Raw genomic sequence first — 18,585 nt, 5'->3', positions numbered from 1 at the left:
CGGGCCCCGGGGTTACTTCAATCGGCCTGCTTGGGCGCAAATCGCAGGATCAGGCAGGCAATCACTGCCGATAGCAGCGAGCCCAACAAGATGCCGATCTTGGCTGCATCGATCTTCTCGGCCTGGCCCGGGAAGGCCAGTTCGCCGATGAACAGGCTCATGGTGAAGCCGATACCACAGAGCATCGCCACGCCGTAGATCTGCAGCCAGCTGGCGCCTTGGGGTTTGCTGGCCAGGCCGGTCTTGACCGCCAGCAGTACACCACCGAACACGCCGAGCTGCTTGCCCAGCAGCAGGCCCAGGGCAATGGCCAGCGGCAGCGGGGCAAAGATGTCGCCAAGGCCCAGGTCGCCGAACGAGACGCCGGCGTTGGCAAAGCCGAAAGCAGGCACGATGAGGAAACCGACCCACGGCGCCAGGCCATGCTCCAGTCTGAGCAGCGGGCTGGCCTCGCGGGCCTCGCTGTTACCTGTGCTGTAGGGGATCAGCAGGGCACCGACCACGCCGGCGATGGTGGCGTGCACGCCCGACAGCAGGGTCACGTACCACAGCGCGGCCACGCCGATCAGGTAGGGCCACAGGCTGACCACGCGCAGGCGGTTGCAGGCCAGCAGGATGGCGATGATGCCGGCGGCAGCGGCCAGTGCCAGCAGGTTCAGCGACGAGGTGTAGAACACCGCGATGATCGCCACCGCGCCCATGTCGTCGATGATCGCCACCGACACCAGCATCACCTTGAGCGACAGCGGTGCATGCCGCCCGAGCAGGGCCAGGGCGCCGACCGCGAAGGCAATGTCGGTGGCGGCGGGGATCGCCCAGCCGTTGGACAGCCCGGGTTCACCGCCAGCCACCGCGAGGTAGATGAGCGCCGGCACGGCCATGCCCATCAGTGCCGGCAGTGCCGGCAGGCGGCGCTGTTCCCAGCTGGCAAGGCGGCCGTCGACCAGCTCGCGCTTGATCTCCAGGCCCACCAGCAGGAAGAAGATCGCCATCAAACCATCGTTGATCCACATGTGCACGGTCATCGGGCCGAGTTTGTCGGTCAGTACCGGGCCGACGGGCAGGTGCAGCAGGTGCTGGTAGGCACTGGCCCAGGGGCTGTTGGCGATGACGATGGCCAGCGCGGCGGTGAACATCAGCAATACGCCGCCGGCCGCTTCGGTGGCCAGCAGGTGACGCAGCATCGAGCGCGGCTTGACGGTTGGAAGGGATGCAGTCATGTAACGGTCCTCGTTCATGGCATCACCCTCGCAATGGCAGTGGCGCGGCGGGCAACGGGCACGGCGAGACGCTGGCTCCGGACTGTACGGGCCACTGCGGCGAAGGGCGAGAAGAAGGATGGGGAATGCGGCGCAGCAACCCACGCCGTGAAGGCACGGGGCAGGAAGGGCCATGGGGAATGGGGGCATGCGTGCAACATAGACGGATCTCACGGAAAACAAATGAATGTTCTCCGTATTCGGGAAGGCTCCCGGGCGCACGCAGCACACGCCAGGCGGCCATTCTAGCGATGTGGGCGAAGATGTGCGTCAACATTTTGCGTCCAAATGTTGCCAGGTCACGGTACGGCACCGCGGTATCGGCCATCACCAGATGACACTACTTTCTTGTACCACCGCTGTACGGATGATGCCTGTGCACCTGTCCATCGAAATCCTGTCAGCGCACCCGCTCACGGCTTTTCAGCGCGAGGTCGAGGGCCTTTCGCATGTCCAGCCGCGCCGACCGCCCGACATCCTTGTCACCGAGCTGATAGTTGCGCTCCGACGGCAGGATGGGCGCGGTGAGGTCCTCGGCATCCATCCGTTCGAAGTCGTGCTGGTCACCGATGCTCATGGCACTGCGGCGCAACAGCATGCGCACCTGTTCGGGCTGCAGGTTCGGGTTGATCGACAACATCGCCGCCACCAGGCCCGTGACCATCGGCGTGGCATAGGAGGTACCGCAATGCACTGCGCCGGGCTGCCCTGCTTCGAGGGTCGAGGCGTGGGTGCAGGCGGCTGCGGTGATGTCCACACGCATGTCCATGTTCGAGCTGCTGCGCCTGACGGCAAAGGCCGGGTCGTCCACGTCGCGCTCGACACCCTCGGCGCGCTGGTGGCCGCCGACCACCAGCAACTGCTCGGTGATGAACGAGGAGGGCAGGCGGTATTCGTCGGTGCCGGCAAAGGTCGAGCCATTGCCGGCGGAGTTCACCACCAGCACATCGGGGTGCGACTTGCGCAGCCAGAGGAAGAATTCTTCCAGCAATTCCTCATAGCCGCCCATGGCAAGGCCTGAGCGCAACAGGGAGTCGACTTCGTCACCCTCGGCGTTTCGAGTACCGACACGGTGGATGCCCCAGCTCCAGTTGAGCACGCGCACGCCGTCTTCGACGAGGTTGACCGAGGCCGCGATATTGGCGGTGATACCCGCATCGGAGTTGCGCTCGACGATGACCTCGAAACCGCCGCTGGCCGGTTCCAGGCCGCGCAGGAAACCGGTGTTGCCGCCATTGTCCCAGCCGGCGGCAAGAATGCCGGCGACCGTGCTGCCATGAGAGTCAGGTTGTTCGGCATCGCGGGCATACAGGCATGTGCGGGGAATGGCGCAGGCACCGAGGTAATCGACAAAGTCCGGGCTGTCGAAGTCGACATCGCGCTCGATCAGCCCAATGCGCAACGGCTGTGGCTGGAGGACAGTCTGCTGCCCAGGCAGGCGTCGGCGGTAGAAATCGACCGCGTCGAGGAAGCGGTTCGCCGCCCACTCGTCAGAGTCCCCGGGCGGGGCGTGCGTGCGTTCGTGTTCGGCCTGTTCCGGCGCCGACTCTTCGATCACCACCGCATCCACGCTGGCCTCGCTGCCCAGGCGCAACACCAAGGCATCGCGTTGCTCCAGATTGCGTGCCGGCAGGCGCAACTGATAGAGGTTCAGCGGCGCAATGCTGCCGACGACGCTGGCCCCGTATTTGCCCGCCAGGCGCTCGGCCTCCTGACGACCATCATGGTGCTCCTCGATCAACAGGCTCACCAGGTTCACATACGTGGTCAGACCGTCCATGTTCCTGGCCACCTCGTCTGGCCCTGCGGCCAGTATGTGACTGTTGCGCAGTGTCAGCCATACGGCGTTGCTGGTGCGCGTGCCATATTCAAGCCAGAGCGGACCGCTTTGCCGCTCGCTGCTGTCCAGCCGCAGGCGTAGCCGGTCGCCTTCGCGCGCCACCGCGCTGGAGGGGATCGCCTTGTTGCCGAGTTTCAGTGTCGGCAGCTGGGGGCTCAGCCCGTGGACGGTCAGGCACCAGTCCTGGCGCCGGGTGTCCAGCAGGTCACCGCAACGTTTCAGGCTTTCGATACGCAAGCCTTCCGACGCCTGTGCCATCGCGCCTGCGAGCAGCATGGACAGGGTGGTGAAGGCGGCGAGCGCTGCGGCCATGGGTGGTTTCCTTGTTGAGGGCCTCCAGTTCCGACTGCTGCGCAGGGCGCTTCGTTCAGCGGTCAGGGGTATGGCCCTGCCTTGAGGTCCACGCCACGGCGCACAGTGTCATGCCCGCCACGTTCAGCGAGACCGGGTTGAAGGCATCCACCAGCATCGACGGTTGCATCACCGCCACATCCACCAGCAGCCCAAGCAGAACGCCCGCGGCGACCAGCAACGGCCAGGCCAGGCTCGGCATCAACAGCAGTGCGGCGAGCACCAGTTCGGCTATGCCGGCAACTTGTGACAACCAGGCTGCATGCCCGAGTCCGTGCGCCTGCAGCAGCAGTTGCTCACCGGGGCTGAGGAGCAACAGCTTGGGCACCAGCCCGTGGTAGGCGAAGATGAACGCCAGGCTGGCGCGCGCCAGCCAGTGCACCTGGCACAGGCGGTTCATGGCTGGCCCTGGAGAAAGCGTCGCTGGTGGTCTGGGCTCGGCAGCAGGCATTGGTCATGCTTGCCGAACAGGCGATAGCGATTGAGTGCCACGCGATCGTACAGCCAGTCCCGTAGTCCCTGCGGGCAGATGCGCAGTACCCGCAACAGCGGCCAGGCGCCGGGCAGCTGCCGGACGATTTCGAAAAACGCCGCGGAGCGCACCCAGCAGTGCTGATCACGGATCACCGCCATGGTGTCGAACGCCGTTATCGGCAGGCCCGCCCAGGCGAGCAACGCCTGGCCTTGCGCTGACTGCACCGTGGCCAGGCGTATGTGTTGATGGCGATCATGGCGGATCACGAATTTCGCCCAGCCGTTGCACAGCTTGCATACGCCGTCGAACAGCAGGACGGTTTCCCCTGGCGCAAGCAGTGGCGCAGGGGTAGGGCGTTTCAGTGCAGCGGGCATGGCTTGATTCCGTTCAGGCGGTGGGCGGTATTGTATAGCGGTCAGGTAGGAGAAGGGACATACACGCGCGGTGGGTGGATCACCTGCAAAGGCCCTGGCCTACATCACGCAGGCCGAAGCCGGTATGATACGCGCCCGTCAGCGGAGTACCCCATGGCCAAAGACATCGACAATCCGTGCATCTCGCTTTGCCAGCTCAACAGCGAGCTGTGCGTCAGCTGTGGCCGGACCCGGGACGAGATCCGCAAATGGCGCGGCATGAAGCGCCCGGAGAAGATGGCGACCGTGCAGCGCGCGGCGGCGCGGATGAAGGCTATCGTCAAGAAGAACGCCAAGCGCCAGGTCATGGCGTCGTGAACGGGTAGTCCGAGGGTTCGAAGCGTTCGTGCGTGTCCATTTGGACGCCACGCAGATGCGCGGTTTCCTCAAATACGGCATACAGCGGGTCGGCGGCATAACCGATCAGCAGCGCGCGACGCGGTGCACCGCTGACGTTCAGGCTGCCAGCATGTACCAGGTCCACATCGAACACCAGGGCGTCGCCTGCTCGCCCGGCAAGCTGGACGCTGCGTGATTCATCACTGAAGTCGAAAGGTGGCGCGTGCGGGGCAGGTCGATGGCTGCCGGGGACGATACGGGTGGCACCGTTGTCCGGGCCGTAATCATCCAGGTAGACCATCACCCCCACCGTGTCGCCCGGGCGCTGCGCCGACAGGTCACGGTGCAGCCGCTGATGGCCACCCCCGGCAACGGGGGCGCGCCCCTCGACCTGGTAGAGGAAGAACCGTTCGCCGATCAACGCGCCAACCGCTGCCAGCACGTGCGGCAAGCGGCAAACGGCCTGGACCGCTGCTGCGCCATCCAGGTGCGCATGACGCCAGTCCTCGGCGCGGGGCACCGGCCAGTCCTCCGAGGGTTTCACCCCGGCCTCGAACACCCGACGCAGCTCGTCCAGCCATTGTGCCGGGATCGCTTGGCGGAGCAGGGCATAGCCCGCCTGGTGGAGCTGTTGGTGATGGGGCATGGCACTCCCGCTATCCCTGTCAGTCGTGTGTTGGCCAAGGGTAGTGAGCCTGGTCGGCTTTTGCGAGCGCCACGGTAGCGTGCACTTGGCCAATCACTTCTAGGGTCTGTACGAAATGTGTCTGCGCGAAGGCCAGACAAGGCGAAACGGGGGGAGGAACGGCCGGGGTCGCGCCCGACTGTACTGGAGTACATGAGCATTCCGAGCCCCGTTTCAACGCAGTATGGGCGAGTGCAGATACATTTCGTACAGAGCCTAGACTTGCGTACATCACCTGTATCCGTGGGAGAGGCCCATGCGCAGACTCTGGCAAAAGTACCTGGCACTGCTCGACGCCGACCTCAGTGCCAAGGTGTTCGACAACTTGAAGAACCTGCTGGTGTGCGCGCTGCTGTTCGCCGCAGGCACCGAGGCGATTCACGGTGACCAGCAGATCCTGCTGGGCTTGTGGGTGTCGAGTTTTACCGGCTGGGGGCTGATCCTGGTATCGGCACTGTTGTTGCTGCTGAACGTCAGCGATACCTTGCACCGGCTGGCCAAGCTGCCTTATCACACGGCGCTGCAGGTGATCCTGTGTTTGCTTTACCTGGTACTGGCTTCGCGGGTGGTCGAGATCGTGTGGAGCTTTCGGGCGGAGTAGGGGCTGGCGAAGCCATGAAAGAGGCCCGCGCGACCCGTTGCGGCTCGTCCGGCGGTATGCCAAGACATTCACCGGCGAATCCCGGATAATACCCGCCATTTTCCGCCCCGCTTCCTGGTACCCCCTCGCATGGAAATCAAGGTCAATTTTCTCGACAACCTCCGTCTCGAAGCCAAGTTCGACGACTTCACGGTGATCGCCGACCAGCCGATCCGCTACAAAGGCGACGGCTCGGCCCCGGGGCCGTTCGACTACTTCCTGGCCTCGTCGGCCCTGTGCGCGGCGTACTTCGTCAAGCTGTACTGCCAGACCCGCGATATTCCGACTGAGAATATCCGCCTGTCGCAGAACAACATCGTCGACCCCGAGAACCGCTACAACCAGATCTTCAAGATCCAGGTCGAGCTGCCCGAGGACATTTCCGAGAAGGACCGCCAGGGCATCCTGCGCTCCATCGACCGCTGCACCGTGAAGAAAGTGGTGCAGACCGGCCCCGATTTCATCATCGAGGAGGTCGACAACCTCGACGCCGACGCCCAGGCATTGCTGATGCCGGTGTCGGACACCACCACCTACATCCCCGGCAAGGACCTGCCGCTGGAGCAGACCATCGCCAACATGTCTGCCCTGCTGGCGGAGCTGGGGATGAAGATCGAGATTGCCTCGTGGCGCAACATCGTGCCCAACGTCTGGTCGCTGCACGTGCGCGACGCGCAGTCGCCGATGTGCTTCACCAACGGCAAGGGCGCGACCAAGGAAGCGGCGCTGGCCTCGGCTCTGGGTGAGTTCATCGAGCGCTTGAACTGCAACTTCTTCTACAACGACCAGTTCTGGGGCGAGGACATCGCCAACGCCGCGTTCGTGCACTACCCCAACGAGCAGTGGTTCAAGCCTGGGCCCAAGGACGCGCTGCCGGCCGAGATCCTCGATGATTACTGCCTTGAGATCTTCAACCCCGACGGCGAGCTGCGCGGCTCGCACCTGTACGACACCAATTCGGGCAACAAGGAGCGCGGTATCTGCTCGCTGCCGTTCGTGCGCCAGTCGGACGGCGAGACGGTGTACTTCCCGTCCAACCTGATCGAGAACCTGTACCTGAGCAATGGCATGAGCGCCGGCAACACCCTGGCCGAGGCGCAGGTGCAGTGCTTGTCGGAGATCTTCGAGCGGGCAGTCAAGCGCGAGATCCTCGAAGGCGAGCTGTGCCTGCCGGACGTGCCGCAGGAGGTACTGGCCAAGTACCCGGGCATCGTCGCCGGCATCCAGGGGCTGGAGGAGCAGGGCTTCCCGGTGCTGGTCAAGGACGCGTCGCTGGGCGGTGAGTTCCCGGTGATGTGCGTGACCCTGATGAACCCGCGCACCGGCGGCGTGTTCGCTTCGTTCGGTGCCCACCCCAGCTTCGAGGTGGCGCTGGAACGCAGCCTCACCGAACTGCTTCAGGGCCGCAGCTTCGAGGGCCTGAACGACCTGCCGCAGCCGACCTTCGACAGCCTCGCGCTGACCGAGCCGAACAACTTCGTCGAGCACTTCATCGACTCCAGCGGCGTGGTGTCGTGGCGCTTCTTCAGCGCCAAGGCCGACTTCGAGTTCGTCGAGTGGGACTTCTCGGGCCACGGCGAGGACTCCAACCAGCAGGAGGCGCAGAAGCTGTTCGGCATCCTCGAGGACCTGGGCAAGGAGGTGTACATGGCCGTGTACGACGACCTCGGCGCCACCGCCTGCCGCATCCTGGTGCCGGGCTATTCGGAGATCTACCCGGTCGAGGACCTGATCTGGGACAACACCAACCGGGCGCTGGGTTTCCGTGCCGACATCCTCAACCTGCACAAGCTGGACAACCGTTCGCTGAAGCTGCTGCTCAAGCGTCTGGACAATGCCGATGTGGACGACTACACCACCATCACCACACTGATCGGTGTCGAGTTCGACGACAACACGGTGTGGGGCCAGCTGACCATCCTCGAGCTGAAACTGCTGATTCACCTGGTGCTGCAGCGCTTCGAGGACGCCAAGGAACTGGTCGAGATGTTCCTGCAGTTCAACGACAACACCGTCGAGCGCGGGCTGTTCTACCAGGCGCTGAACGTGGTGCTGGAGGTGGTGCTGGACGATGAGCTGGAGATGGCCGACTACGAGGCCAACTTCCGTCGCATGTTCGGCAACGAGCGGATGGACGCGGTGCTGGGCTCGGTGGATGGCAGCGTGCGTTTCCATGGCTTGACCCCGACCAGCATGAAGCTCGAGGGGCTGGACCGCCACCTGCGCCTGGTCGAGAGCTACAAGAAGCTGCATGCCGCACGGGCGAGGGCGGCTGGGTTGTACAACTGATCACGTCTTGAATGTCAAGGGCCGCGTAAAGCGGCCCTTTCTTTTTCGGTCAGCGTCCTGCACGGTTCGCGTTTAATCCTTTGCGCTTTACCGACCTCCAGCTGCGACGATGCACCACAGTTGCGCACTGAACAGGGTTGGTCTTAGCTGTTGCGGGCCCGGCGAGCGGTTGTCGCCCGTCGGGGAAGGATTGTCAGGGATAGACCCAAGGAGGGTTGGATGAACAGGAAAATGCTGGCAGGCGCGATACTGCTGTGGATGTGCTCGATGACGGCGCAGGCCGATTGCGCGGTGCTGGGGCCGTGGGAGGACCCTTGTGCCGGCCCGGTGCTGGGCCCGACGACCTGCGTGTGCGAGCGCTGATCACCGCGAAGGTGCAGGGAAGAATCAATCATTGACCAGGAGTTTACCCATGAAGAAAGTCATGTTGGCTGTACTGCTGCTGTGGGGCTTTTCCGTGACGGCCCAGGCGTCGTGCCCGGTGTTCGGCCCGGGCGAAGATCCTTGCGCGGGACCTGTGTTCGGGCCTTCCACCTGCGAGTGCCCTTGATCCCATGGCCGTCTGAGACGACAGGCGCGAGCTTGCGCGACGGATAACGGGCGAAACCCAGGCCGGGCTGGTTGCGCAGCGATCACTACGTGTTCCAGGGGCTTGGAACATCTCGATGATCGTGCAGCCCGGCCAGTACCTCGGCGGCAGTGGTGACGTGGCCGAAATGGTGCTTCCACAGGTCGATGCCCAACTGCCCGGAGCGGTCCAGCGAAGAGCCCATGGTCAGGTCGGTGACCAGTGTCGGGGTAAGGCCTGCATCGAACAGGGCGAAACCTGCGGCCAGCACGCAGGTCTCGGTCTGCAGCCCGCAGACCAGCACCCGTTCGACGCCGAGGCTTTTGATGTGGTCGAGGGTCTCGGCGGTCTGGCTGTAACCATGCTTGACGAACACCTTGTCCGCCTCGACCAGGGCCACGTCCTTGCTGGCCGGGTGCCAACCGAGCTGGCGCTGGAAAGGCGTGACCTGCTCGTCGTGCAGCTCGACCGAGGCGATGGTGGGGATATGCGCCGACAGCACGCGGATGCCATCCACCAGTTTCTCGGAGGGGCTGAAGGTGGATTGCACATCGACGATGAGCAGGACTTGCTGCATGGCGGTTTTCCGGGCGAGGTTCGAAGGCTGGCGAGTATACCGCCGCACGCCGGTTTTTGCGGCAAGGGGCATTCTATGAACGTGTCGCGTTCACCGGACAAGCCGCTTCAGGGTCTCACCTGCAATTTCGCGGGTCAGTTTCTCTGCACCCAGGTGCCTTCCCAGGCGTAACGCCTGCCCGGCCCACAGGTTGCTGAAATCACTGTTGCCTTGCGGGTCGCTGATCGCGCGCAGCGGCATGAGCGCGCCGCCGGCCAACGGGAAGCGTGGGGCCAGGGCGCTCATCGGGCCTAGCTCGCGCATGAGGCGGTTGTTGATGCCGCGGGCCGGGCGGCCGGTGAACAGGTTGGTCAGCGCGGTATCGCTGGCGGAGGCGCTGTCCAGGGCGTGACGGTGGGCTGGGGACACCTTGGCCTCGGGGCAGAACAGGTAGGCGGTGCCGATCTGCACCGCCGAGGCGCCCAGGGCCAGGGCGGCAAGCAGGCCGCGGTGATCAGCCACGCCGCCTGCCGCGATCACCGGCAGGCTCACCGCGTCGACGATCTGCGGCACCAGGGCGAAGGTGCCGATCTGGCTGGTGATGTCGCTGCTGAGGAACATGCCGCGATGGCCGCCGGCTTCATAGCCCATGGCGATGATCGCGTCGCAGCCATGCTGTTCCAGCCAGATCGCTTCCTCCACCGTGGTGGCGCTGGACAGCACCTTGGCACCTGCCGCCTTGACCCGCTCCAGCAGCGCCGGCGCTGGCAGGCCGAAGTGGAAGCTGACCACTTCCGGGCGCAGTTCCTCCACCAGCTTGCAGCTTTGTTCGTCAAAGGGCGCGCGATTGGACACCGGCGTCGGCGCCTCGAAGTCCGCGCCGACTTCCTCGTAGAAGGGCTTTAGCGCCTGTTTCCAGCGAGCGTCTTGCTCGGGGTCTGGCGCCGGCGGTTGGTGGCAGAAGAAGTTCAGGTTGAGCGGACCCTGGCAGGCGCTGCGAAAGGCTTCGATCTCGCCACGCAGCTGCTCGCTGGAGAGCATGGCGCAGGGCAGGGCGCCCAGGCCTCCGGCATGACCGACGGCAATGGCCATGGCTGAGCCGGTGGCGCCGGCCATGGGCGCCTGGAGAATAGGCAGCTCGATGTTCAGCAGGTCGAGGATGCGGCGGTCTGGCCAGGTGCTCATGGGCGACTCCTTGAGTGCGGTGGGATCCAGAGTGGCTACAGGGCCTTGCTGACCTGGATGTCGCTGATCTTGTCGGCGTCGTCGCCATGGATCTTGCGCAGGGCTTCCTGCGCCTGCGCCATGGAGGCGTCGGTCATCAGGGCGAAATCCCAGCGGCGTTCGCCGTCGAGCTTGTACTTGATCACGTACTTGATGGTCTGGGTCATGCTGGTCTCATCCGAGTTTCGACGACGAGCGACGAATGATCTTGATCTTGTGGGTCAGGGTTGGCTTGCGCGTCACGGAGATCGGGCGGGTGGTCACGGTGTCGATGGTGATGTTCCAGAAACCGGTGCTGGGTACGGTGATCTTCGCCGGGAATTTCTCGAAGTGGCCGCCGTGGTAGGTATGCCGGCCGCCATTCTTGAAACTGCGGAAGTTGGCGTCGTTCATCAGGCGGATGTTGCAGCGCTGGGAACACTCGATGACGACGATGTCGTCCTCGTTCAGGTGTTCGCGCTGGTGTACGAATTTCATGGGGCGCTCCGCAAGGATTGTTTCTGCAAACGCGAAAGATATCACGATGTGAGGTTACACTTGCGCCCGGGCTGACCAAGCCAAGGAGATTTCCGCCAGACGTGGGAGCAAAAACGCCTGGACGTGGTCAGAGGATGACTTTGAAGTTGGAGAGTGTGTGCATGAAATGGGTAGTAGCGGCAGCGGTGCTGGCATTGGGAGGCTGTGTCAGCGTGACGGAACTCGAGCAGTCCCACGCCACCTTGGACGTGATCTCTGGCAAGACGCCACGTGAATACGCCGACTGCGTGAAGCGCAAGCTGGCTGAAACGCGCGATCCGTTGCAAGAGGAGGTGCGTGGTGAAAACCTGCGCCTGACCGTGCCGCAGAAGCTGACGGCTGGCGTGGGCCCGGCGGCGCTGCTCGATATCGACAAGCGCGGCAGCGGCAGCGCGATCAAGGTCTACGAGCGGTTGAACAACTTCCCGCTGCGCCTGGGCGATGTGCGCACGGCCGCCACCCAATGCATCTCTGGTTCTTGATCCAGCTCAGTTAATCGGCAATTAGCTGGCGTATTGCCATTTTCCTTCCCGGCGGCACGTTGTCGCAGGCCGGGGAATAGGCCTAGTATTTCTGGGCTTATATCGTTTGAGCCTAAGCTTATAACAAGGAAATGGAGCCTCCGTGATGAAACCCCTGAGCCATGTCGTGATCGGCAGCCTGCTGATCTTGGCCTGGCCCTCGGCGCACGCTGCCGACGGCCAGAAAATCTTCAACCAGGGCGGGCAGAATCCCGCCGCCATGGCCTGCCTTGGCTGCCATGGCGCGGACGGCAAAGGCATCGCCGCCGCCGGCTTTCCCCGCCTTGCCGGCCTGCCCGCCGGCTATCTGAGCAAGCAATTGCAGGACTTTCGCAGTGGCAGCCGCAAGCAGGCGGTGATGGAGCCGCTGGCCAAGGCCCTGGACGATACCGAAATCGAAGCGATCAGCGCCTATTTGGCCAAGCTGCCGGCCGATGCCGCACCTGACACGCGGCGTCAGCAGATCACCACCGATCCGGTGGCCCGCCTGGCCATCTACGGCGACTGGAGCCGCAAGATTCCCGGTTGCGTGCAGTGCCATGGCCCGGGTGGCAGCGGTGTCGGCGAGCACTTCCCGCCGTTGGCCGGGCAGCCGGCCAGCTACCTGGTGGCACAGCTCAACGCCTGGCGCGATGGTAGCCGCAGCAACGACCCCAACCAGCTGATGGTGGATGTCGCCAAAGCGATGACCGATGCCGAGGTCAAGGCAGTTGCCGACTACTTCGCACAGCCGGCAAGCCAGGAGGTCAAGCCATGAAGACCCTTATGCCAACCCTGTTGCTGCTGGCCATGGGCACTGCCCAGGCCGCCCCTATTGCCATGGAAGACCAGTCCCAGCTCAAGGTGCCGGGCGTGCAGGCCGCCCCGCAATTCGTGCCGCCCGCGGAAAGCGCCATCCCGGACAACGCCTTCGGCAAGATGGTCCGCGAAGGGCATGCGCTGTTCGTCGATACCCGCAGGCTGATGCCCGAAGCCGTCGGCAATGGCCTGAACTGCAGCAACTGCCACCTCGACCAGGGCCGCCTGTTCCATTCCGCGCCGCTTTGGGGCGCCTATCCGATGTACCCCGCGTACCGCAAGAAAAACGACAAGGTCAACACCTTCGCCGAACGCATCCAGGGCTGTTTCAGCTTCAGCATGAACGGCAAGCCGCCGGCGGCCGACAGCCCGCAGATGACCGCGCTGAGTGTGTATGCCTACTGGTTGTCGACCCAGGCGCCGACGGGGGTGGAGATCGCCGGTCGCGGCTATCCGGAAGTGCCGAAGCCCAAGGATGGCTACGACTTCAAGCGCGGCAAGCAGGTGTATGACGAACAATGCGCGATCTGCCACGGCGGCAACGGCGAAGGGCAGAAGGTGGCCGGGGAGTACGTGATGCCGCCGCTGTGGGGCAAGGACTCGTACAACTGGGGCGCCGGCATGCACCGGATCAACACGGCGGCGTCGTTCATCAAGTACAACATGCCGTTGGGCAAGCCCGGCAGCCTCAGTGACCAGCAGGCCTGGGACGTGGCAGCCTGGATCAATCGCCATGAGCGGCCGCAGGATCCGCGCCTGGTCGAAGGCTCGATCGAGAAGACCCGGCTGAAGTTCCATGCCAATGACGGGGTCAACCTGTATGGGCAGAAAGTCGATGGCGTGTTGATCGGGCAGGGGATCGGCGGTTGAGCTGAAACCCTCGCGGGGCAAGCCCGTTCCCACGCCCGGCAAGGGATGATCGTGGGCGCGGGCCCGTCCCGCCATGACGCCGCCAGGCGCTTAAAATTCACGGCCTTCAGGAACTATCTACACTGGAATATCTCTATGATGGCATCGGCCAGCGCGGGGGGCATTGTAAGGTGACCGCCGCCTGATTAGACTGCGCCGAATTTCGTACGCAAAGCCCTTGTTAAGGACGTATATGATCAAGAAATGCTTGTTCCCGGCAGCCGGTTACGGCACCCGCTTCCTGCCCGCTACCAAAGCCATGCCCAAGGAAATGCTGCCGGTGGTCAACAAGCCACTGATCCAGTATGGCGTTGAAGAAGCGCTGGACGCTGGCCTCAGCGAGATCTCCATCGTCACCGGCCGTGGCAAGCGCGCCCTGGAAGACCACTTCGACATCAGCTACGAGCTGGAAAACCAGATCAAGGGCACCGACAAGGAGAAGTACCTGGTCGGCATCCGTCGCCTGCTCGACGAGTGCTCGTTCTCCTACACCCGCCAGACCGAAATGAAAGGCCTGGGCCACGCGATCCTGACCGGCCGCCCGCTGATCGGCGACGAGCCATTCGCCGTGGTGCTGGCCGACGACCTGTGCGTCAACCCGGAAGGTGACGGCGTATTGACCCAGATGGTCAAGCTGTTCAAGCAGTACCGCTGCTCGATCGTTGCCATCCAGGAAGTCGACCCGCAGGAAACCAACAAGTACGGTGTGATCGCCGGCGAAATGATCCGTGACGACATCTACCGCGTGACCAACATGGTCGAGAAGCCGAAGCCGGAAGACGCACCGTCGAACCTGGCGATCATCGGTCGCTACATCCTGACTCCGGACATCTTCGACATCATCGCCAACACCGAACCTGGCAAGGGCGGCGAGATCCAGATCACCGACGCCCTGCTGCAACAGGCCAAGGATGGCTGCGTGATCGCCTACAAGTTCAAGGGCAAGCGTTTCGACTGCGGTGGCGCCGAGGGTTACATCGACGCGACCAACTTCTGCTTCGAGAACTACTACAAGACTGGCAAGGCGTACTGAGTTCGCCCGGCAGGTCCAGAAGCCACCCCTCGGGGTAATACTTGTTAGTTAGCGTCACTGGGGCTGCTTTGCAGCCCATCGCCGGCAAGCCGGCTCCCACAGGGACCGCGCAATTCTTGAGTACTGCGCAGCAATTGTGGGAGCCGGCTTGCCGGCGATGGGCCGCAAAGCGGCCCCTAACGCTTAACTGACTGGCATTGCCCCTCGGGGTGGCTTTTTTGTCTGTGGCAGGTAACGGCGCTATGCTGGGCGCCTGCCTAGGAGACTGAATGCATGGCCTACGATTTTGATCTGTTCGTGATTGGCGCCGGTTCCGGCGGTGTGCGCGCGGCGCGATTCGCCGCGGGCTTCGGTGCCAAGGTGGCGGTGGCCGAGAGCCGTTACCTGGGGGGCACCTGCGTCAATGTCGGCTGCGTGCCGAAGAAACTGCTGGTGTACGGCGCCCATGTGGCCGACGAGCTGGAACAGGCCGCCGGCTTCGGTTGGACCCTCGAGGAGGGGCATTTCGACTGGGGTACGTTGATCGCCAACAAGAACCGCGAGATCGAGCGCCTCAACGGCATCTATCGCAACTTGCTGGTCAACAGTGGCGTCACCCTGCTGCAGGGACATGCCCGGATCACCGGCGCCAATGAAGTGGAGGTCGAGGGCCAGCGCTACACGGCGGCCACCATTCTGATCGCCACCGGTGGCTGGCCACAGGTGCCCGACATCCCCGGCAAGGAGCTGGCGATCACCTCCAACGAAGCCTTCTACCTCAAGGCATTGCCACGTCGCGTGCTGGTAGTGGGTGGCGGCTATATCGCCGTTGAGTTCGCCGGTATCTTCCAGGGTCTGGGCGCTGCTACCACGCTGCTGTATCGCGGCGACCTGTTCCTGCGCGGTTTCGACGGCTCGGTGCGCACGCACCTGAAGGAAGAGCTGGAAAAGCGCGGCATGGATCTTCAGTTCAACGCCGATATCCAGCGCATCGACAAACTCGACGACGGCAGCCTCAAGGCTACCCTCAAGGATGGTCGCGAGCTGGTGGCCGATTGCATCTTCTACGCCACCGGGCGGCGGCCGATGCTGGACAACCTGGGCCTGGAAAACACCGGGGTGGAGCTGGATCCGCGTGGTTTCATCCGTGTCGATGAGCAGTTCCAGACCACCGAGCCATCGATCCTTGCCATCGGTGATGTGATCGGCCGGGTGCAGCTGACACCGGTGGCCCTGGCCGAAGGCATGGCCGTGGCCCGACGTCTGTTCAAGCCTGAGCAGTACCGCCCTGTCGATTACCAGAACATCCCGACAGCAGTGTTCAGCCAGCCGCCGATCGGTACTGTGGGCCTGACCGAGGAGCAGGCGCTGGCCGCCGGGCACAAGGTGCAGATCTTCGAGAGCCGCTTCCGGGCGATGAAGCTGACCCTCACCGACATCCAGGAGAAGACCTTGATGAAGCTGGTGGTCGATGCCGAGACCGACAAGGTGCTGGGCTGCCACATGGTCGGCCCGGATGCCGGTGAAATCATCCAGGGGCTGGGGATCGCCCTGAAGGCCGGCGCGACCAAGCAGCAGTTCGACGAGACCATCGGCGTGCACCCAACCGCCGCCGAAGAGTTCGTGACCATGCGTACCGTCACTCGCTGATACGTCTTATCGCGGGGCAAAGCCCGCTCCCACGCCAGTTATCGCCGGGCGTGGGAGCGGGCTTGCCCCGCGATGCTTTTGACCCCGCGCAATCCTTTGCTCAGCCCAATCCCTTCTATTAATAATCGCGCCTTATAGCCAAAACCAATCGCGAGCATGAGCTTTGCCAATGAGCCTTTAACGGGACCAACGGTTAGGATTCTCTCCGTCAACTGATTTCAACCCATTGAAATTCAATCCATGAAGGAGCGTCTCTCATGCCTATCATCAACAGCCAGGTCAAACCGTTCAACGCCACCGCCTACCACAACGGCGAGTTCGTCCAGGTCAGCGAAGCCGACCTGAAAGGCAAGTGGTCCGTCGTATTCTTCTACCCGGCCGACTTCACCTTCGTCTGCCCGACCGAACTGGGCGACCTGGCCGACAACTACGCCGAGTTCCAGAAACTGGGCGTGGAAATCTACGGCGTGTCCACCGACACCCACTTCACCCACAAAGCCTGGCACGACACCTCGGACACCATCGGCAAGATCAAGTACCCGCTGATCGGTGACCCGACCCACGTCATCTCGCGCAACTTCGACGTGCTGATCGAGGAAGCCGGCCTGGCCGATCGCGGTACCTTCGTGATCAACCCGGAAGGCCAGATCAAGATCGTCGAACTGAACGACGGTGGTGTAGGCCGCGATGCTGCCGAGCTGCTGCGTAAAGTCAAAGCTGCCCAGTATGTCGCCGCGCACCCAGGCGAAGTCTGCCCGGCCAAGTGGAAAGAAGGCGAAGCTACTCTGGCACCGTCCCTGGACCTGGTCGGCAAGATCTAAAGCGAAGCCTTTGATCATGCGCCAATCGCGGGCGGTAGGCAGCCGCCAAAGCTGAAGCAGTTACCGCCCCGTAAAAACGCCCGGGCGATCTCGCCTGGGCGTTTTTGTATCCGAGTTTTGAAAAAGGAATCGCCCGTATGTTGGACGCCACGCTTAAATCGCAACTGAAAACCTACCTGGAGCGGGTCACCCAGCCGATCGAGATCGTTGCTTCCCTCGACGACGGCGCGAAGTCCCGCGAATTGCACGACCTGCTGGTGGAAATCGCCGGCCTGTCGAACCTGATTACCTTCGCCGCGGACGGCACCGACGCCCGTCGGCCTTCGTTCTCGCTGAACCGCCCGGGCGCCGACATCAGCCTGCGCTTTGCCGGCATCCCCATGGGCCACGAATTCACTTCCCTGGTGCTGGCGCTGCTGCAAGTCGGTGGCCACCCCTCCAAGGCCAGTGCCGAAGTGATCGAGCAGATCCAGGCGCTTGAAGGTGAGTTCACCTTCGAAACCTACTTCTCGCTGTCGTGCCAGAACTGCCCGGACGTAGTCCAGGCGCTGAACCTGATGGCGGTGCTCAACCCCAACGTGCGCCATGTGGCCATCGATGGTGCGCTGTTCCAGGATGAAGTGGAAAGCCGCAAGATCATGGCGGTGCCGAGCGTCTACCTGAACGGCGAAGTGTTCGGCCAGGGGCGTATGGGCCTGGAAGAGATCCTCGGCAAGATCGACACCAATGCCGGTGCCCGCCAGGCCGAGAAGATCAATGCCAAGGACGCCTTCGACGTGCTGGTGGTCGGCGGTGGCCCGGCCGGTGCTGCCGCGGCCATCTACGCTGCGCGCAAGGGCATCCGTACCGGTGTTGCTGCCGAGCGTTTCGGTGGGCAGGTGCTCGACACCCTGGCCATCGAGAACTTCATCTCGGTGCAGGAGACCGAAGGGCCGAAGCTGGCCACGGCCCTGGAAGAGCACGTCAAGCAGTACGATGTCGACATCATGAACCTGCAGCGCGGCGAAGCGTTGATCCCGGCCACCGACGGCGGCCTGCACGAAGTGCGCCTGGCCGGCGGCGCCTCGCTCAAGGCCAAGACGGTGATCCTGGCTACCGGTGCCCGCTGGCGTGAGATGAACGTGCCGGGCGAGCAGCAATACCGCGCTCGCGGCGTGGCCTACTGCCCGCACTGCGATGGCCCGCTGTTCAAGGGCAAGCGCGTGGCGGTGATCGGTGGCGGCAACTCCGGCGTGGAAGCGGCCATCGACCTGGCCGGTGTCGTTGCCCAGGTGACCCTGATCGAGTTCGACAGCCAGCTGCGTGCCGATGCCGTGCTGCAGCGCAAGCTGCACAGCCTGCCGAACGTCAAGGTGATCACCAGCGCGCTGACCACCGAAGTGCTCGGCGATGGCGAGAAGGTCACCGGCCTGCGTTACAAGGACCGCGCCACCGATGCGTTGCACGACCTGGCACTGGAAGGCATCTTCGTGCAGATCGGCTTGCTGCCGAACACCGACTGGCTCAAGGGCACCGTGGAGCTGTCGCCGCGCGGCGAGATCATCGTCGACGCCAAGGGCCAGACCAGCATCCCGGGTGTGTTCGCTGCCGGTGACGTGACCACGGTGCCGTACAAGCAGATCGTCATCGCAGTGGGCGAGGGCGCCAAGGCGTCGCTGGCCGCCTTCGATCACCTGATCCGCACTTCGGCCCCGGCCTGACCGCCTGCGGGTGCAACGC

General features: G+C 63.7%; 21 protein-coding genes. 12 read left to right on the top strand and 9 right to left on the bottom strand.

Annotated features, from left to right (window positions below):
- Positions 1-17: 17 nt before the first annotated feature.
- From nhaA to ACZ9C1_RS08570, 4 genes are all read right to left on the bottom strand, one after another.
- Complete coding sequence (gene nhaA, locus ACZ9C1_RS08585; protein WP_139670262.1) at positions 18-1,220, bottom strand: Na+/H+ antiporter NhaA; 1,203 nt, start codon at positions 1,218-1,220, stop codon at positions 18-20.
- A 439-nt stretch (positions 1,221-1,659) separates the two neighbouring features.
- A complete protein-coding gene (locus ACZ9C1_RS08580) occupies positions 1,660-3,375 on the bottom strand; it encodes a S8/S53 family peptidase (protein ID WP_476254568.1) in 1,716 nt (571 codons plus the stop codon).
- Between the two features lie 91 nt (positions 3,376-3,466).
- Positions 3,467-3,850: a DoxX-like family protein gene (locus ACZ9C1_RS08575; RefSeq protein ID WP_102682885.1), complete on the bottom strand. Its 384-nt coding sequence runs from the start codon at positions 3,848-3,850 to the stop codon at positions 3,467-3,469.
- A complete protein-coding gene (locus tag ACZ9C1_RS08570) occupies positions 3,847-4,299 on the bottom strand; it encodes a thiol-disulfide oxidoreductase DCC family protein (protein ID WP_139670265.1) in 453 nt (150 codons plus the stop codon). The genes ACZ9C1_RS08575 and ACZ9C1_RS08570 overlap by 4 nt, the downstream gene beginning before the upstream one ends.
- Before the next feature lie 153 nt (positions 4,300-4,452).
- On the opposite strand from ACZ9C1_RS08570, the gene ACZ9C1_RS08565 reads away from it, so the two are divergent.
- On the top strand, positions 4,453-4,656 hold the full coding sequence (locus tag ACZ9C1_RS08565; RefSeq protein WP_023631435.1) for a DUF1289 domain-containing protein: 204 nt from the start codon (positions 4,453-4,455) through the stop codon (positions 4,654-4,656).
- Here ACZ9C1_RS08565 and ACZ9C1_RS08560 read toward each other — a convergent pair.
- Positions 4,643-5,323 (bottom strand): phytanoyl-CoA dioxygenase family protein, encoded by a 681-nt coding sequence (locus tag ACZ9C1_RS08560; RefSeq protein WP_198755517.1) that lies wholly within the window; start codon positions 5,321-5,323, stop codon positions 4,643-4,645. The genes ACZ9C1_RS08565 and ACZ9C1_RS08560 overlap by 14 nt on opposite strands.
- Before the next feature lie 295 nt (positions 5,324-5,618).
- Between ACZ9C1_RS08560 and ACZ9C1_RS08555 the strand changes: the two genes are divergently transcribed.
- From ACZ9C1_RS08555 to ACZ9C1_RS08540, 4 genes are all read left to right on the top strand, one after another.
- Positions 5,619-5,963 carry a hypothetical protein gene (locus ACZ9C1_RS08555; protein WP_023630028.1) on the top strand — a complete coding sequence of 115 codons (345 nt, stop codon included), beginning with the start codon at positions 5,619-5,621 and terminating at the stop codon, positions 5,961-5,963.
- Between the two features lie 129 nt (positions 5,964-6,092).
- Positions 6,093-8,291 carry an OsmC domain/YcaO domain-containing protein gene (locus ACZ9C1_RS08550; protein ID WP_476253869.1) on the top strand — a complete coding sequence of 733 codons (2,199 nt, stop codon included), beginning with the start codon at positions 6,093-6,095 and terminating at the stop codon, positions 8,289-8,291.
- A 219-nt stretch (positions 8,292-8,510) separates the two neighbouring features.
- Complete coding sequence (locus ACZ9C1_RS08545; protein ID WP_023630030.1) at positions 8,511-8,654, top strand: PA0050 family protein; 144 nt, start codon at positions 8,511-8,513, stop codon at positions 8,652-8,654.
- Between the two features lie 49 nt (positions 8,655-8,703).
- Entirely contained in the window at positions 8,704-8,841 is a 138-nt protein-coding gene (locus ACZ9C1_RS08540) for a PA0050 family protein (RefSeq protein ID WP_102682880.1), read from the top strand.
- Positions 8,842-8,926: 85 nt separating this feature from the next.
- Here the strand turns inward: ACZ9C1_RS08540 and ACZ9C1_RS08535 are convergent, their stop codons facing one another.
- The 4 genes from ACZ9C1_RS08535 to ACZ9C1_RS08520 all read right to left on the bottom strand — a co-directional run bounded on the left by ACZ9C1_RS08535 (position 8,927) and on the right by ACZ9C1_RS08520 (position 11,116).
- The gene (locus tag ACZ9C1_RS08535) at positions 8,927-9,436 is read right to left on the bottom strand and encodes a cysteine hydrolase family protein (protein ID WP_476253868.1); all 510 of its coding nucleotides are present in this window, start codon (positions 9,434-9,436) and stop codon (positions 8,927-8,929) included.
- 90 nt (positions 9,437-9,526) lie between these two features.
- Entirely contained in the window at positions 9,527-10,600 is a 1,074-nt protein-coding gene (locus tag ACZ9C1_RS08530) for an NAD(P)H-dependent flavin oxidoreductase (RefSeq protein ID WP_102682878.1), read from the bottom strand.
- Positions 10,601-10,635: 35 nt separating this feature from the next.
- Positions 10,636-10,806, bottom strand: coding sequence for a hypothetical protein (locus ACZ9C1_RS08525; RefSeq protein ID WP_173862430.1), 171 nt, complete (start codon positions 10,804-10,806; stop codon positions 10,636-10,638).
- Between the two features lie 7 nt (positions 10,807-10,813).
- Positions 10,814-11,116 carry a DUF1883 domain-containing protein gene (locus ACZ9C1_RS08520; RefSeq protein ID WP_046855131.1) on the bottom strand — a complete coding sequence of 101 codons (303 nt, stop codon included), beginning with the start codon at positions 11,114-11,116 and terminating at the stop codon, positions 10,814-10,816.
- A gap of 161 nt (positions 11,117-11,277) precedes the next feature.
- On the opposite strand from ACZ9C1_RS08520, the gene ACZ9C1_RS08515 reads away from it, so the two are divergent.
- The 7 genes from ACZ9C1_RS08515 (at position 11,278) to ahpF (ending at position 18,566) form a co-directional block, all read left to right on the top strand.
- Entirely contained in the window at positions 11,278-11,637 is a 360-nt protein-coding gene (locus ACZ9C1_RS08515) for a hypothetical protein (RefSeq protein WP_023631137.1), read from the top strand.
- A gap of 145 nt (positions 11,638-11,782) precedes the next feature.
- Entirely contained in the window at positions 11,783-12,433 is a 651-nt protein-coding gene (locus ACZ9C1_RS08510) for a c-type cytochrome (RefSeq protein WP_102682877.1), read from the top strand.
- The gene (locus tag ACZ9C1_RS08505; protein ID WP_139670275.1) at positions 12,430-13,344 is read left to right on the top strand and encodes a c-type cytochrome; all 915 of its coding nucleotides are present in this window, start codon (positions 12,430-12,432) and stop codon (positions 13,342-13,344) included. Before ACZ9C1_RS08510 ends, ACZ9C1_RS08505 begins: the two co-directional genes overlap by 4 nt.
- A 232-nt stretch (positions 13,345-13,576) precedes the next feature.
- Positions 13,577-14,416: a UTP--glucose-1-phosphate uridylyltransferase GalU gene (gene galU / locus ACZ9C1_RS08500; RefSeq protein WP_023631140.1), complete on the top strand. Its 840-nt coding sequence runs from the start codon at positions 13,577-13,579 to the stop codon at positions 14,414-14,416.
- Positions 14,417-14,689: 273 nt separating this feature from the next.
- Positions 14,690-16,045: a glutathione-disulfide reductase gene (gene gorA, locus ACZ9C1_RS08495; protein WP_102682875.1), complete on the top strand. Its 1,356-nt coding sequence runs from the start codon at positions 14,690-14,692 to the stop codon at positions 16,043-16,045.
- 257 nt (positions 16,046-16,302) lie between these two features.
- Positions 16,303-16,866, top strand: a complete 564-nt coding sequence (gene ahpC, locus ACZ9C1_RS08490) for an alkyl hydroperoxide reductase subunit C (protein ID WP_023631141.1) — start codon at positions 16,303-16,305, stop codon at positions 16,864-16,866.
- A gap of 137 nt (positions 16,867-17,003) precedes the next feature.
- A complete protein-coding gene (gene ahpF / locus ACZ9C1_RS08485; RefSeq protein ID WP_457377830.1) occupies positions 17,004-18,566 on the top strand; it encodes an alkyl hydroperoxide reductase subunit F in 1,563 nt (520 codons plus the stop codon).
- The last annotated feature ends 19 nt before the right edge of the window (positions 18,567-18,585 follow it).

Source organism: Pseudomonas sp. TE21435, assembly GCF_056279265.1.
This window is presented reverse-complemented; position numbering and strand designations above follow the sequence as displayed.

What these genes read in the sequence shown, in the direction of transcription:
- nhaA (WP_139670262.1), bottom strand. Translation starts at nt 1,220, where the DNA reads ATGACTGCATCCCTTCCAACCGTCAAGCCGCGCTCGATGCTGCGTCAC.
- ACZ9C1_RS08580 (WP_476254568.1), bottom strand. Translation starts at nt 3,375, where the DNA reads ATGCTGCTCGCAGGCGCGATGGCACAGGCGTCGGAAGGCTTGCGTATC.
- ACZ9C1_RS08575 (WP_102682885.1), bottom strand. Translation starts at nt 3,850, where the DNA reads ATGAACCGCCTGTGCCAGGTGCACTGGCTGGCGCGCGCCAGCCTGGCG.
- ACZ9C1_RS08570 (WP_139670265.1), bottom strand. Translation starts at nt 4,299, where the DNA reads ATGCCCGCTGCACTGAAACGCCCTACCCCTGCGCCACTGCTTGCGCCA.
- ACZ9C1_RS08565 (WP_023631435.1), top strand. Translation starts at nt 4,453, where the DNA reads ATGGCCAAAGACATCGACAATCCGTGCATCTCGCTTTGCCAGCTCAAC.
- ACZ9C1_RS08560 (WP_198755517.1), bottom strand. Translation starts at nt 5,323, where the DNA reads ATGCCCCATCACCAACAGCTCCACCAGGCGGGCTATGCCCTGCTCCGC.
- ACZ9C1_RS08555 (WP_023630028.1), top strand. Translation starts at nt 5,619, where the DNA reads ATGCGCAGACTCTGGCAAAAGTACCTGGCACTGCTCGACGCCGACCTC.
- ACZ9C1_RS08550 (WP_476253869.1), top strand. Translation starts at nt 6,093, where the DNA reads ATGGAAATCAAGGTCAATTTTCTCGACAACCTCCGTCTCGAAGCCAAG.
- ACZ9C1_RS08545 (WP_023630030.1), top strand. Translation starts at nt 8,511, where the DNA reads ATGAACAGGAAAATGCTGGCAGGCGCGATACTGCTGTGGATGTGCTCG.
- ACZ9C1_RS08540 (WP_102682880.1), top strand. Translation starts at nt 8,704, where the DNA reads ATGAAGAAAGTCATGTTGGCTGTACTGCTGCTGTGGGGCTTTTCCGTG.
- ACZ9C1_RS08535 (WP_476253868.1), bottom strand. Translation starts at nt 9,436, where the DNA reads ATGCAGCAAGTCCTGCTCATCGTCGATGTGCAATCCACCTTCAGCCCC.
- ACZ9C1_RS08530 (WP_102682878.1), bottom strand. Translation starts at nt 10,600, where the DNA reads ATGAGCACCTGGCCAGACCGCCGCATCCTCGACCTGCTGAACATCGAG.
- ACZ9C1_RS08525 (WP_173862430.1), bottom strand. Translation starts at nt 10,806, where the DNA reads ATGACCCAGACCATCAAGTACGTGATCAAGTACAAGCTCGACGGCGAA.
- ACZ9C1_RS08520 (WP_046855131.1), bottom strand. Translation starts at nt 11,116, where the DNA reads ATGAAATTCGTACACCAGCGCGAACACCTGAACGAGGACGACATCGTC.
- ACZ9C1_RS08515 (WP_023631137.1), top strand. Translation starts at nt 11,278, where the DNA reads ATGAAATGGGTAGTAGCGGCAGCGGTGCTGGCATTGGGAGGCTGTGTC.
- ACZ9C1_RS08510 (WP_102682877.1), top strand. Translation starts at nt 11,783, where the DNA reads ATGAAACCCCTGAGCCATGTCGTGATCGGCAGCCTGCTGATCTTGGCC.
- ACZ9C1_RS08505 (WP_139670275.1), top strand. Translation starts at nt 12,430, where the DNA reads ATGAAGACCCTTATGCCAACCCTGTTGCTGCTGGCCATGGGCACTGCC.
- galU (WP_023631140.1), top strand. Translation starts at nt 13,577, where the DNA reads ATGATCAAGAAATGCTTGTTCCCGGCAGCCGGTTACGGCACCCGCTTC.
- gorA (WP_102682875.1), top strand. Translation starts at nt 14,690, where the DNA reads ATGGCCTACGATTTTGATCTGTTCGTGATTGGCGCCGGTTCCGGCGGT.
- ahpC (WP_023631141.1), top strand. Translation starts at nt 16,303, where the DNA reads ATGCCTATCATCAACAGCCAGGTCAAACCGTTCAACGCCACCGCCTAC.
- ahpF (WP_457377830.1), top strand. Translation starts at nt 17,004, where the DNA reads ATGTTGGACGCCACGCTTAAATCGCAACTGAAAACCTACCTGGAGCGG.